Annotated in this window: 12 protein-coding genes; 6 read left to right on the top strand and 6 right to left on the bottom strand. The window is 72.8% G+C overall.

Annotated features, from left to right (window positions below):
- The 3 genes from ACN267_RS19585 to ACN267_RS19575 all read right to left on the bottom strand — a co-directional run bounded on the left by ACN267_RS19585 (position 1) and on the right by ACN267_RS19575 (position 3194).
- On the bottom strand, positions 1–1791 hold the full coding sequence (locus ACN267_RS19585; RefSeq protein WP_421489321.1) for an N-acetylglutaminylglutamine amidotransferase: 1791 nt from the start codon (positions 1789–1791) through the stop codon (positions 1–3).
- Between the two features lie 229 nt (positions 1792–2020).
- Positions 2021–2683: a peptide-methionine (S)-S-oxide reductase MsrA gene (gene msrA / locus ACN267_RS19580; protein WP_204956497.1), complete on the bottom strand. Its 663-nt coding sequence runs from the start codon at positions 2681–2683 to the stop codon at positions 2021–2023.
- A gap of 109 nt (positions 2684–2792) precedes the next feature.
- The gene (locus ACN267_RS19575; RefSeq protein ID WP_421490455.1) at positions 2793–3194 is read right to left on the bottom strand and encodes an HIT family protein; all 402 of its coding nucleotides are present in this window, start codon (positions 3192–3194) and stop codon (positions 2793–2795) included.
- A 124-nt stretch (positions 3195–3318) separates the two neighbouring features.
- On the opposite strand from ACN267_RS19575, the gene ACN267_RS19570 reads away from it, so the two are divergent.
- The 3 genes from ACN267_RS19570 to ilvA all read left to right on the top strand — a co-directional run bounded on the left by ACN267_RS19570 (position 3319) and on the right by ilvA (position 7188).
- Complete coding sequence (locus tag ACN267_RS19570; protein WP_204956499.1) at positions 3319–4458, top strand: cystathionine gamma-synthase; 1140 nt, start codon at positions 3319–3321, stop codon at positions 4456–4458.
- A gap of 17 nt (positions 4459–4475) precedes the next feature.
- Entirely contained in the window at positions 4476–5885 is a 1410-nt protein-coding gene (locus tag ACN267_RS19565; RefSeq protein ID WP_421489320.1) for an amidase, read from the top strand.
- Between the two features lie 82 nt (positions 5886–5967).
- Positions 5968–7188 (top strand): threonine ammonia-lyase, encoded by a 1221-nt coding sequence (gene ilvA, locus ACN267_RS19560; protein ID WP_204956501.1) that lies wholly within the window; start codon positions 5968–5970, stop codon positions 7186–7188.
- A gap of 42 nt (positions 7189–7230) precedes the next feature.
- Here the strand turns inward: ilvA and greA are convergent, their stop codons facing one another.
- On the bottom strand, positions 7231–7731 hold the full coding sequence (gene greA / locus ACN267_RS19555; RefSeq protein WP_204928278.1) for a transcription elongation factor GreA: 501 nt from the start codon (positions 7729–7731) through the stop codon (positions 7231–7233).
- A gap of 140 nt (positions 7732–7871) precedes the next feature.
- Positions 7872–8306 (bottom strand): DUF4307 domain-containing protein, encoded by a 435-nt coding sequence (locus ACN267_RS19550; RefSeq protein ID WP_421489319.1) that lies wholly within the window; start codon positions 8304–8306, stop codon positions 7872–7874.
- Between the two features lie 179 nt (positions 8307–8485).
- Between ACN267_RS19550 and mca the strand changes: the two genes are divergently transcribed.
- From mca to ACN267_RS19535, 3 genes are all read left to right on the top strand, one after another.
- Complete coding sequence (mca, locus tag ACN267_RS19545) at positions 8486–9367, top strand: mycothiol conjugate amidase Mca (protein WP_281900438.1); 882 nt, start codon at positions 8486–8488, stop codon at positions 9365–9367.
- A 49-nt stretch (positions 9368–9416) separates the two neighbouring features.
- Complete coding sequence (locus tag ACN267_RS19540) at positions 9417–9692, top strand: hypothetical protein (RefSeq protein WP_204956504.1); 276 nt, start codon at positions 9417–9419, stop codon at positions 9690–9692.
- A gap of 269 nt (positions 9693–9961) precedes the next feature.
- Complete coding sequence (locus ACN267_RS19535; RefSeq protein WP_204957259.1) at positions 9962–12409, top strand: putative bifunctional diguanylate cyclase/phosphodiesterase; 2448 nt, start codon at positions 9962–9964, stop codon at positions 12407–12409.
- 127 nt (positions 12410–12536) lie between these two features.
- Here the strand turns inward: ACN267_RS19535 and ACN267_RS19530 are convergent, their stop codons facing one another.
- Positions 12537–13571, bottom strand: a complete 1035-nt coding sequence (locus ACN267_RS19530) for a phosphatidylinositol-specific phospholipase C domain-containing protein (protein WP_421489318.1) — start codon at positions 13569–13571, stop codon at positions 12537–12539.
- Positions 13572–13642 lie beyond the last annotated feature (71 nt).

Raw genomic sequence — 13642 nt, 5'->3', positions numbered from 1 at the left:
TCAGTCGATTCCGTGGCTCTGGAGCCACATTTCCAGAAGTCCCAGTTGCCACAGTTTGTTTCCGTTCAACGGGGTCAGTTCGGCGTTCGGGTCGGCGAGCAGCGCATTGACGTAGTCGGCACGGAACAGGTCGCGGCGGCGGGCCTGCGGCGCGGTGAGCGCGTCGCGGACCCGGTCGAGGAGCTTGCCCTCCAGGTGGGTCAGGCCGGGCACCGGGAAGTAGCCCTTGGGGCGGTCGATCACCTCGTGCGGCAGGACCCGGCGGCCGATCTCCTTGAGCACTCCCTTGCCGCCCTGGGCCAGTTTCAGCTCGGGCGGGCAGCTCGCCGCCAGCTCCACGAATTCGTGGTCGAGGAACGGCACCCGGGCCTCCAGGCCGTGCGCCATGGTCATGTTGTCGACCCGCTTCACCGGGTCGTCGGTGAGCATGATCTGGGTGTCGATCCGCAGGCCGGCGTCGACGGCGGTCTGCGCCCCGGCCCGGCCCAGGTGGGCGGCGACGAACTCGCGCGCCGGGTCGCCGTCGGCCAGCCAGGCCGGGTTGAGCACCCGGGCCAGCCCGGCCGCGTCCCGGTCGAAGAACGCCTTCGCGTACGAGTCGAGGGCCTGCTCCCGGTCGATGCCGGCCAGTGGTGGGTACCAGTGGTAGCCGCCGAGGATCTCGTCCGCGCCCTGCCCGGACTGGACCACCTTGACGTGCTTGGAGACCTCCTGGCTGAGCAGGTAGAACGCGACGCAGTCGTGGCTGACCATCGGCTCGCTCATCGCGGCCACCGCCGCCTCCAACGGCGGCACCAGGTCACCGGCGGCGACCTTGAGCTGGTGGTGGTCGGTGCCGAACGTCTTGGCCACCAGGTCGGAGTAGACGAACTCGTCGCCCTCCCGCCCGCCGACCGCGTCGAAGCCGATGGAGAAGGTGGACAGCCCGGAGCGGGTCTGCCCCTCGCCGGCCAGCAGCGCCACCACCAGGCTGGAATCCAGTCCGCCGGAGAGCAGCACACCCACCGGCACGTCGGCGACCATCCGCCGGCGTACCGCGGTGGTCAGCGACTCCAGCAGGGCGTCCTCCCAGTCCCGCGCCGACCAGTCGGCGTGCGACGCGTCCCGGGTGAACGACGGGTCCCAGTAGACCCGTTCGTGGGTGCGGCCGTCGGGCTCGTAGACCCGGACGGTGGCCGGGGGAAGCTTGGCGACCCCGCGCAGGATGGTGCGCGGCGGCGGCACGATGCTGTGGAAGCTGAGGTAGTGGGCCAGCGCCACCGGGTCGATGGTGGTGTCGATCCCGCCGCCGGCCAGCAGGGCGGGCAGGGTGCTGGCGAACCGCACCACGCCCGGCGTCTCGGCCAGGTAGAGCGGCTTGATGCCGAGCCGGTCCCGGGCCAGCACCAGCCGGCCGGTGTCCCGCTCGGTGATCGCGACGGCGAACATGCCGATCAGGTGGTCGACGAAGTCGAGCCCCCACTGCGCGTACGCCTTGACCACCACCTCGCTGTCCCCGGAGGAGAAGAAGCGGTGCCCCAGGGCCTGCAACTCCTCGCGCAGCTCGCGGTAGTTGTAGATGCAGCCGTTGAAGACACCGGTGAGGCCGGCGGCCGGGTCGACGATCGGTTGCCCGCTGGCGGCGGAGAGGTCGATGATCTTGAGGCGGCGGTGCCCCAGGGCGGTGGGCCCCTGCGACCACACTCCGCTGTCGTCGGGCCCCCGGTCACTCATCGTGGCCGCCATGCGTTCCACCGCCGACACGTCGGCCCGGGAACCGTCACGACGGAACTCTCCCGCAAGTCCGCACATGCCAGCCAATGCTGCCAGAGGTTGTTGCACTTCGCCTGTTGAGCCGATGTCGGCCGTGTTACGGGATTGCTAGTATGTGCGCCACTCACCGTGACGGCCCCGCGTGGGCCGACGTTTCTGCCTGGTGCCTGGCCGGTGCCCGATTCGCCCCGGGCCCACGATGTGACAAACACCGCAGGCCCGGAAAACGGCCGCCGGGCGGGTCGCCCGACGGCCGGACGTCGGCAGCTCAGCCGGCGGTACGGGCCACCCCGACCGGGCAGCTCAACCCGTTCGGGCCGTGGTTGCAGTAGCCGTTCGGGTTCTTCGTCGGGGCCAGATACTGCTGGTGGTAGTCCTCGGCGAAGAAGTAGTCGCCCAGCGGGGCGATCTCGGTGGTGATCTCACCCTTGCCGGCCCGCGCCACGATCGGGGCGAACGCGTCCCGGGACGCCTGCGCGGTGGCCAGCTGCTCGTCGGTGGTGGTGTAGATCGTCGAGCGGTACTGGCTGCCGACGTCGTTGCCCTGGCGCATGCCCTGGGTCGGGTCGTGGTTCTCCCAGAACACCTTGAGCAGGTCCTCGTAGCCGATCACGGCGGGGTCGTAGACCACCTGGACCACCTCGGCGTGCCCGGTCATCCCCGAACACACCTCCTCGTACGTGGGGTTGGCGGTGTAGCCGCCCGCGTAACCGGCCGAGGTGGTGAGCACCCCCGGCAGGGTCCAGAACAGCCGCTCGGCGCCCCAGAAGCACCCCATGCCGAACACGGCGACCCGGGCGCCCTGCGGGAACGGGCCCTTCAGCGACGACGCCAACACCTCGTGCCGGTCCCCGATCGGCATCGCGATCGGGCGGCCGGGCAGGGCCTGGTCGGGGCTGATCATCTCGGCCTTCATGCGGCGAAGGAACACGGTGGAACTCCTCTCGTACCTCTCCCCGCATGCAACACCGGCGGGCCCGCCTTCCTTACCCGCTGCGTCCCGGCTCTCGCCCCCGGGCCTCGCCGAATGTCGGCGGGCCTCAGGCCAGGGCGGCGGCGACCCGCCCGGCGTAGGAGGCGGCCTCGGTGTCGTCGTTGTAGCGGGTACGCGGCCAGAAGAAGCCGCGCAGGCCGTCGCCCTTGGTCCTCGGCACCACGTGGGTGTGCAGGTGCGGCACCGACTGGGACACCCGGTTGTTCATTGCCACGAACGTCCCACCGGCCCCCAGACCGGATTCCACGGCCGCCGCCAGGCGCTGCACCAGGCCGAAGTAGCCGGGCAGGTCGGCCGCCGGCAGGTCGGTCAGGGTGACCAGGTGGGTGCGGGGCACCACCAGGACGTGCCCCTTGAACACCGGCCGGGTGTCCAGGAACGCCACGCCTCCCGGCTCGTCGGCCACCCGGAACGCCGGCACCTCACCGGCCACGATCTGACAGAACACACACCCGCTCACCCGCGCAGCGTAAAGCCCCACGCGCCCACCCACCACGCGCCGGGGCGCAGGCGCGGGTGAGCCGGGACGGGTTCCGGCCGACCGGTGGGGGCGGCGGACTAACGTCTGCGGGATGAGTCACGGCTTCGAGACGCTCGCCATCCACGCCGGCCAGGACCCGGAGGCCCGCACCGGTGCGGTGATCCCCCCGATCTACCAGACCAGCACGTACGCCCAGGACGCCGTCGGCGCGCCCCGGCAGGGCTACGAGTACAGCCGTTCCGGCAACCCCACCCGCGACGCCCTCCAGGAGTGCCTGGCCGCACTGGAGGGGGGTCGGGTCGGGCTCGCCTTCGCCAGCGGCCTGGCGGCCGAGGACACCCTGCTGCGGACGGTCTGCTCGCCCGGCGACCACGTGGTGATCCCCGACGACGCGTACGGCGGCACGTACCGGCTGTTCGCCAGGGTCGCCGAACGGTGGGGGCTGACGTACACCCCGGCGAAGGTCTCCGACGTCGACGCGGTCCGGGCGGCGATCCGCCCCGAGACGAAGATCGTCTGGGTGGAGACGCCGACCAACCCGTTGCTCGGCATCGCCGACATCGCCACCCTGGCCGGGGTGGCGCGCGAGGCCGGAGCGCTGCTGGTGGTCGACAACACCTTCGCCTCGCCGTACCTGCAACAGCCGCTCGCGTACGGCGCGGACGTGGTGGTGCACTCCACCACCAAGTACGTCGGCGGGCACTCCGACGTGGTCGGTGGCGCGTTGGTCGTCGCCGATCCGACCCTCGGCGACGAGCTGCGCTACCACCAGAACGCGATGGGCGCGATCAACGGCCCGTTCGACGCCTGGCTCACCCTGCGCGGCATCAAGACCCTCGGGGTACGGATGGACCGGCACTGCGACAACGCCGAACGGATCGCCGCCTTCCTCGACGGGCACGCCAAGGTCGCCCAGGTCATCTACCCCGGCCTGCCGTCGCACCCCGGGCACGAGGTGGCCGCCAAGCAGATGCGCCGGTTCGGCGGAATGATCTCCTTCCGGGCCGCCGGCGGCGAGGAACACGCCGTGCAGATCTGCAACCGGGCCCGGCTGTTCGTCCTCGCCGAGTCGCTCGGCGGGGTGGAATCCCTGATCGAGCACCCGGGCCGGATGACACACGCAAGTGCTGCCGGCTCGCCGCTTGAAGTTCCCGGCGATCTCGTGCGACTGTCTGTCGGCATCGAGACGGTCGACGACCTGCTCGCCGATCTGGAGCAGGCGCTGGGCTGACCGCGGGCTGGGAAGAGGTGGCCGTGCAGGACATCATGCCGACCTGGGTGGGGGCGACCGCCAAGCAGATCGCCCGGGGCGTACGCCGGGGTGACGTCTCCGCCACCCAGGTCGTCGCCGACCACCTGGACCACGTCGGCCGGGTCGACGGCGCCCTCTCCGCGTTCCGGGTGGTCCGCGGCGGCGAGGCGATCACCGAGGCGGAGAAGGTCGACGAGCAGGAGGAGTTGGCGAACCTCCCGCTCGCCGGGGTGCCGGTGGCGGTCAAGGAGAACACCCCGGTCGCCGGGCTGCCCACCTGGAACGGGTCGGCCGCCGCGCGTACCGCGGTGGCGGAGGCCGACCACGAGGTGGTCCGCCGGCTGCGCGGCGCGGGCGCGGTGATCCTCGGGGTGACCCGGATGCCGGAGCTGGGGCTCTGGGCGATCACCGACGACGCGTCCGCCGTCACCCGCAACCCGTGGGACGTGCGGCGTACCCCCGGCGGGTCCTCGGGTGGGGCCGCCGCCGCGGTGGCGGCCGGCCTGGTGCCGATCGCCCACGGCAACGACGGGCTCGGGTCGATCCGCATCCCGGCCGCCTGCTGCGGCCTGGTCGGGCTCAAGCCCGGCCGGGGCGTGGTCCCGTGCCAGCTCGGCGCGGAGGACTGGTTCGGGCTGACCGAGCACGGCATGCTCACCACCACGGTCGCCGACGCCGTAGTCGGCTTCCAGGTGCTCGCCGGGCGTCGCCCGGACAAGCTGGTCCCGCCGTCCCGGCTGCGGGTCGGTGTGTCGCTGCGCTCGCCGGTGCGTGGCGTCGCACCTGACGCCCCCAACCGGGACGCGGTGGCCGCCGCCGGCCGCCTGCTCGCCGCGGCCGGCCACGACACCGTGCCCGCCGACCCGGTCTACCCGACCTCGCGCGGCCTCCAGGGCATCGCCACCTGGCTCGCCGCCGCCGCGGCCGACGTGCGGGCCGCCGGCATCGACCGGCGCAGCCTGCAACGGCGCAGCCGCCGGCACGTCGCGCTGGGGGAGTGGGCGCAACGCCGGGGGTACGTGCGGGAGGCCGACCGGGCCGCCTGGCGGGACCGTTCGGTCGGCTTCTTCACCGACCACGGGGTCGACCTGCTGCTCACCCCGGCGCTGGCCGGACCGCCGCCGGAGGCCACCACCTGGTCCGGCCGCTCCTGGCTGGCGAACATGCGGACCAACATCCGGTACGCCCCGTTCGCCGCCCCGTGGAACGTCGCCGGCCTGCCGTCGATCGTGGTGCCGGTGGGTCGTCGGCCGGACGGCCTGCCCGTCGCCGCGCAGCTGGTCGGCCCGCCCGGCTCGGAGCTGCTGCTGCTCGGCGTCGCCGGGCAGTTCGAGATGCAGGCCCCGTGGACCCGGCACGCCCCCGGCTACCCCCGGGTCGACACGGGCTCCCCTGCCGTCACCTGACCACCCGGTGAGCGCCTCGTCGCCGCTGGTGGTGGGCGGTGTCGCCGCCGGTCGTTGCCGGGGCGGGTGGCACGATCGGGGCATGACGGAACTGGTCGACCTCGCCGACGTACGGGCCGCCCGGGAGCTGCTCGCCGGGGTCACCCGGACCACTCCGCTGGAGCCGTCCCGACCGTTGAGCGCGGCGCTGGCCGGGCCGGTGTGGCTCAAGTGCGAGAACCTGCAACGCGCCGGCTCGTACAAGGTGCGCGGCGCGTACGTGCGGATCTCCCGGCTGTCGGCACGGGAACGGCAGCTGGGCGTGGTCGCGGCCAGCGCGGGCAACCACGCCCAGGGGGTGGCGCTCGCCGCCGGCCTGGTCGGCACCCACGCCACCGTCTTCATGCCGGTCAACGCGCCGCTGCCGAAGGTGGCCGCCACCAAGGGGTACGGCGCGCGGATCGAGCTGATCGGCAACACCGTCGACGAGTCGCTGGTGGCCGCGCAGACCTTCGCGGAGCGCACCGGCGCGGTGTTCATCCACCCGTTCGACCATCCGGACGTGATCGCCGGGCAGGGCACCGTCGCACTGGAGATCCTCGAACAGTGCCCCGAGGTCGAGACGATCATCACGGGGGTCGGGGGTGGTGGCCTGATCTCCGGGATGGCGGTGGCCGCGAAGGCGTTGCGGCCCGACGTGCGGATCATCGGCGTCCAGGCGGAGAGCGCCGCCGCGTTCCCGCCCTCCCTGGCCGCCGGGGAACCGGTCCGGCTGCCGGCGTTCGCCACGATCGCCGACGGCATCGCGGTCGGCCGGCCCGGGGAGATCACCTTCAACCACGTCCGCAAGCTGGTCGACGAGATGGTCACCGTCGCCGAGGAGGACATCTCCCGGGCGTTGCTGATGCTGTTGGAACGGGGCAAGCAGGTGGTCGAGCCGGCCGGTGCGGTGGGGGTGGCCGCGCTGCTCGCCGGTGCGGTGCAGGTGCGGACCCCGACGGTGGCGGTGCTCTCCGGCGGCAACATCGACCCGCTGCTGATGATGCGGGTGATCGAGCACGGTCTCGCCGCCGCCGGCCGCTACCTGCGGGTCACCGTCCGCTGCTCGGACCGGCCCGGTCAGCTCGCCTCGCTGCTCACCGAGATCGCCGAGCACCGCGCCAACGTGGTCGACGTGGAGCACCAGCGGGCCAACCCGCACCTGCGGCTCGGCGAGGTGGAGGTGGCCCTGTCGGTGGAGACCCGGGGCGTCGAACACTCCGACACGCTGATCAGCGCCCTGCGGGCCAGCGGCTACGAGGTGGTGCTCAGCGCGGAGGCGTGAGCCCCACGCCGCCGGGCCCGGTGGACCCGGCGGCGGTGCGGCTCAGCCGGAGAACGGCTCGAAGCTGACGATGGTCACCTTGATGTCCGCCCCGCTGGGCGCGGTGTAGGTGCACGCCTGGCCGGGACGACCGCCCAGGATGGCCTTGCCGAGCGCCGACTCGGGACTGTAGACCGTCAGCTCGGTGGTGGCGGCGATCTCCCGCGACCCGAGCAGGAACGTCTCGGTGTCACCCTCGTCGTCGTCGAAGTAGATCGTCACGACCATGCCGGGCGACACCACGTCGGCCGTCGGGGCCTCGCCGACCTGGGCGGTGCGCAGCAGCTCCTTGAGGTAGAGGATCCGGCCCTCGGCCTTGCCCTGCTCCTCGCGGGCGGCGTGGTAGCCACCGTTCTCCCGCAGGTCGCCCTCTTCCCGCCGGGCGTTGATCTCGGCGGCGATGACCGGCCGGTTGGCGATCAGCTCGTCGAGCTCGGCCTGGAGGCGGTCGTGCGCGTCCTGGGACAGCCAGGTGGCGGGCGCCTTGTGGTCATTGGTGGACACAGGCGTACTCCTCGGATGTGCGTGCTGGCTGACAGGTGACTTACCAACCTACCAGTGGCCCGCACTGCCGGGCGTCGTCGATCACTCGGTCGGGGGACGGCCGGCGGCCCGCCGCGACGCCGGGTCGGTCCCGTCGTCGCTCAGCCGGCGGGACGGCAGCGGACGACCTCGCCGATGAACGGGCGTTCGGTGGTGGCGACCCGGTGCCGGGTGGTGACGTGCCGCTGGCCGGGGGCCGCGGTCACGGTGACCTCCTCGTGGCCCACCTCGGCCCCGGCGTGCGAGCGGGCCCGGACCAGGCACACCGCCGAGCCGCCCGCGGGCACGGTCACCCGGAAGTCGACCTGGACGCCGGTGTCGCTGACGTCGGTGTAGGTGATCACCTCGGGCTGGTATTCCGGGTCACCGTAGCGCTGGTAGAGCTGCGTCGCGGCCAGGACCAACCCGGCGATCAGCACGGCCACCAGTGCCCAGCTCAGCGCCGGGTGTCGACGCCTGGGCTCCCGCCTGCGGCCGTACCGGCCGGGCGGGAACACCGGCGCGGCCGAGGGAACTGTGGCGTGCGTCTCGGTCACCGGCGGGTATCTCCTGGCGTTGTTGTCGGGGGTATCGGCAAGAATGACAGGGTCCATCTTCCCAGCCCGGGGCCGCGCCCGGACCGGCAGGTCGGCAACCGCGCCGGCAGGTCACCGCGGCAGGTCGGGCGAGCGACCCGGAGCGGGCCGCCGCCGGGCACAGACGAGGAGCGCCCACGTTGGCAGAGAAGCTGCGTCTCATGGCCGTGCACGCACACCCGGACGACGAGTCCAGCAAGGGTGCCGCCACCATGGCGAAGTACGTCGCCGAGGGGGTGGACGTGCTGGTCGTGACCTGCACCGGGGGTGAGCGGGGCAGCGTGCTCAACCCCAAGCTGGACCGCCCCGACGTGTGGGCCAACATCGGCGAGATCCGGCGGGCCGAGATGGACGCCGCGCGGGCCATCCTCGGCGTCGAGCAGGCCTGGCTGGGTTTCGTCGACTCGGGCCTGCCCGAGGGCGACCCGCTGCCGCCGTTGCCCGAGGGGTGCTTCGCCCTCCAGGACGTCGAGGTGGCGGCCGGGCCGCTGGTGAAGCTGATGCGGGAGTTCCGCCCGCACGTCGTCACCACGTACGACGAGGAGGGCGGCTACCCGCACCCCGACCACATCATGTGCCACAAGATCAGCGTGGCCGCGTTCGAGGCGGCCGGCGACCCGACCCGTTACCCGGAGCTGGGCACCCCCTGGCAGCCGTCGAAGCTCTACTACGACATCGGCTTCTCCAAGGCCAAGCTCCTGGCCCTGCACGAGGGCACGCTGGCCGCGGGCCTCCCCTCGCCGTACGAGGACTGGCTCAAGCGCTGGGACGAGCGGCCGGACAAGGGTTCGCGGATCACCACCCGGGTGGAGTGCGCGGAGTACTTCCCGGTCCGCGACGACGCGCTGCGCGCCCACGCCACCCAGGTCGACCCGGACGGCTTCTGGTTCCACGTGCCGATGGAGATCCAGCAGCACGCCTGGCCGACTGAGGACTTCCAACTCGCCCGCTCGACGGTCGAGTCCCCACTGCCCGAGTCCGACCTGTTCGCGGGGGTTCGGGAAGCGGCCCATGCCGGGTGACCGGCGGCCGGGGCTACGCTGACACTCCACCGCACATCGGAGAAACACCATGCTGAACGCTGTCCAGGTGCTCGCGGAGAACAACTTCGGTGACACCCGCACGGGCGGCCTGGCCGGGCCGATGGGCCTCTTCCTCATCGTGCTGCTCGGCACCGCCACCGTCCTGCTCATCCGCAACATGAACTCCCGGCTGCGCCGGCTGCCCGACCGGTTCCCCCACCAGGGTGGTCCGGTCGGGACCGATTCGTCTGCCACCGGCCCGTCGGACGCGACGACGGGGCAGGAATCACGTACGAACCCGCCCAGCGGCCACCAGCAGCCCTGAGTGGGGTGACCGCAGCGTGAATCACGTCGATCCGGGTCGTCGCCCCCTGTTGCGGCCACCCGGATTGGCTTAGCCTTCCGCCGGGGGACGAAAGTCCCTGAGCCGTGCGCGGGAGGGGGTGCCATGACCGTCGTAGCCGCGTTCGTCCGTCGCGCCGTCGACGGCCCCGCGGACGGAGCCGGGCGGTGACCTCCGGCAGGGCCGGCGCGTCCGACGACGGATCGACGCCGACGGAGACTCCGCTGCGGGTGCGCGTCCTCACCCTCGCGGTGACGGTGACCGCCCTGGTGGCGGTGCTGGTCGGCCTGCGCCTGCCCACCGCCCTGCCGGCCGACGATCCGCTCCCGGCCGTCGCCCGGTTCGGCATCGTCGCCGCCGTGTTCGCCCTGGCCCAGCTCGCCCGGCTGCGCTTCCGCACCGCGACCGGCATGGTGAGCATCACCTGGGGCGAGGCCGCCCTGATCGGCTGCCTCTACCTGGCGCCGGCCGGCTGGCTGCCGGCTGCCGCGCTGCTCGGCACCGGCGCGGCCTGGACGGCGATGTCGCTGGCCGCCGACCGTCGTCCTCCGGTGGAGTTGGTCCGGATCGCCGCCTCGCTGACCGCGGCCACCGCGCTCGCCGTCACCGTCGCCACCGCGTTGGGTGAGCCGTTCCTGGCCGGCCCCACCCCGACGCTCGTGCCCGCCCTCGTCGCCGGTGCGGTCACCTACCTGTTCACCACCGCCGGGCTGGGCGCGGCCACCCTGGCGCTGCGGCACGGCGTCGCGGTCGGCCCGGCGCTGCTCGTCGCGCTGCGCGGCAAGGTGCTGATGTTCGTCGGCAACGTGATGGTCGGGTTGGTCGTGGTGGCGTTGCTTGAGGTCGACCCGCGTTGGTTGCTGCTGCTCCCGCCGCTGCTCTGGCTGCTCCAGCAGACCTACCGGCACCGGCTGCGCGCCGACCAGGAACAGCGCACCTGGCGCGCGTTCGCCGAGGCCACCGCCGCCCTCAACCAGCTCGACGAGCGGGGGGTGGCCACCGCCGCGGTGACCGGGGCGCTGGCCCTGTTCGGGGCGGAACTGGTCGACGTCGACGTGGCCCGGGCCGACGGCCGGTGGCGGCGTTACCGGGGGGATTCCTCCGGCCGCCTCCGCGACCGGGAGGCCGGGCCGCCGGCCGGCGCGGCCCCGGACGCCCACGAACTCGTCCGACCGCTGGCCGTCGGGGACGTCCGGGTCGGCCAGATCCGGGTCCGGTTCCCCGTCTCCGGGCCGCCCGACGACCGGGAACGGGACGCGTTGGCGGCCTACTCCGACGCCCTGGCCGCCGCCCTGCACGACGCGGCCACCCACCGGGAGCTGCGCCTGGTCAGCGCCCGCTCGTCGTACGACGCGGTGCACGACGCGTTGACCGGGCTGGCCAACCGCACGGCCATGTTGAGCAAGGGCGACCAGGCGCTGCGGCAGCTCGCCCACGATCACCCGGTGGCCCTGCTGCTGCTCGACATCAACCAGTTCAAAGAGGTCAACGACACCCTCGGGCATGCCGCCGGTGACCAGTTGCTGCGGCTCACCGGCAACCGGCTGGGCACCCTGGCCCGCCCCGGTGACCTGCTCGCCCGGCTCGGCGGCGACGAGTTCGCGCTGCTGCTGACGTCGGTCCCGGTGATCGGCGACCGGGCCGCCCCGATGGCGTACGCGCTGCGGCAGGCCCGGGAGATCGCCGAACGGCTGGCCGCGCCGACCGAGGTGGCCGGGGTGCGGATGTCGGTGGAGGTCGCGGTGGGGGTGGTGGTGGCCGGGGCGGGCACCGCCGACCTGACCGAGCTGCTGCGCCGGGCCGACATCGCCATGTACCAGGCGAAGGAGGGCGGCGGCAGCGTCGCCGCGTACGACAGCACCCGGGACGCGGCCAGCACCGACCAGTTGGCCCTGCTGGCCGAGCTGCGGGAGGCGTTGCAGGCCGACGACCAGCTGGTGTTGGCCCTGCAACCGGCGGTCGACCTGGCCACCGGAGCGCCGACCGGGGTGGAGGCACTGATCCGCTGGCAGCATCCCCGGCGAGGCTGGCTCGGCCCGTCCGACTTCATCCGCCCGGTGGAGAACAGCGAACAGCTCGGCACGTTCACCCGGTACGTGCTGGACAAGGCGCTCTCGGTGGCCGCCGACTGGGCCCGGGACGGGCTGGACGTGCCGATCTCGGTGAACCTCTCGGCGCGCAGCCTGCTCGACCCACGGCTGCCCTCGGAGATCGCCGACGCGTTGCGCCGGCACCAGGTGCCAGCGCACAAGCTGGTCCTGGAGATCACCGAGACGGTGGTGATGAGCGAGCTGGAAGTTATCGACGAGGTGCTGGCGAACCTGCGCAGGATGGGTGTCCAACTGGCCGTCGACGACTTCGGCACCGGCTTCTCGTCGCTGTCGTTCGTGACCCGGATCGCGGTGGACGAGCTGAAGGTGGACCGGTCCTTCGTGATCCGGATGGCCGACTCGCCGGAGGCGGCGGCGATCGTCCGGGCCACCGTCGGACTCGCCCACGAGCTGGGGTTGCGGGTGGTCGCCGAAGGGGTGGAGACCGCCGAGCAGCGGGCCGCGCTGGTGGCGCTGGGCTGCACCGCCGCCCAGGGCTACCACTTCTTCAAGCCGATGCCCGCCGACAAGATCGGCGCGGTGCTCGGCTCGCTGCGCGACTCCGCCGAGTCGAACGTCTTCCCCCTACGCGCCGACGGCGCCTCCTAACCCACCCCACCCCCACCCCGTCGATCATGGAGTTGTGGCGCCCTGGAAGCGCCCAAATCTACACAGAGCGACCACCGAAACTCCATGATCGACGGGGTGTGGGGGTGGGGGAGGGGGTGGGGGTGGGTCAGCCTCGGGGGAGGACCTCGGCGACGACCGTCGGCAGCGCGGCCCAGTCGGCGGAGGCGACGCTGGCGTGGGCGGCGGCGAGTTGGGCGAGGCGGGCGCGGGCGGCCGTCGGGTCGGTGTTGCCGACCGCCGGGGGGACGTTCTGCGCGTCGGTCATCACCAGCAGGTAGTGGTTGGTGTCGTACCAGGAGGTGTCGATGCCGCCGGTGACGTACGCGCTGGCGTCCCCGTCGAAGAGGACGAACCACGGGCGCAGGCTGGTGTCGGCGTACCTGGTGCGCGGGTCGCCGGCCTGGGCCCGGTGCACCGCCGGGAACGCCTGGGCCTGGCCGAGGGTGCCGGCCGCCGCCAGGCCGACGAGGTGCTGGGCGTACTCGATGTCGGTCCACAGGGTGTCGGTCGGGTTGCCCTCCTCGACGGTGCCGGGGATCAGCTCCACGATCACCTTCCCGGCGAGCTGCGCCCGGGTCGGCCAGGCGTTCGCGCGGGCGGCGGCGTCCAGGGTGGCGTACCCGCCGCGCAGGTCGGCGGGGCGGAACACCCGGCTGCCGAGCCGGGCGGCGAGCACCGCGTCGAGCTGGACCGGTCCCTGCCCGGTACGGCTGCTGAAGCCGATCTTCAACTCCAGCTTGAGCTGGAGCGGCCCGGCGTCGGGGTGAGCGTCGAACCAGAGTCGGATGTCGTCCAGGCAGTTCTCCAGGTTCTTGTTGCGGGTGCCGGTGTAGAGCTGCGCGGGGGTGGTGGCGGCGACACAGTTGTTGTCGTTGCCCAGCGGGTTGGAGTGGCTGACCCGCCACTGCTTGGTGATGATGTCCGGCCAGACGTCCAGCTCGATCAGGCCGGGGCGGGCGTCGAGCGCCTGCGCCAGATAGGTGTACGTGCCGCGTTCGTACGCGTTGTGCGTACCGACCACGGTGGTCGCCGAGACCCGGGTGCCGGGGTCCACCGCGGCCGAGGCGGGCGCGGCGGTGGTGAACACCGCCGCGACGACCGCGACCGAGGTGAGCGCCGACAGGAGACGGGAACCGCGCATGGGGACCTCCTCGCGGCCCGGTGCCGATCACCGGACCCGAACAGATCAAAGTCGATGAATGTGAACGGGGG

It is taken from the genome of Micromonospora sp. WMMD734 (assembly GCF_049178975.1).
Taxonomy (GTDB): domain Bacteria; phylum Actinomycetota; class Actinomycetes; order Mycobacteriales; family Micromonosporaceae; genus Micromonospora; species Micromonospora wenchangensis.
This window is presented reverse-complemented; position numbering and strand designations above follow the sequence as displayed.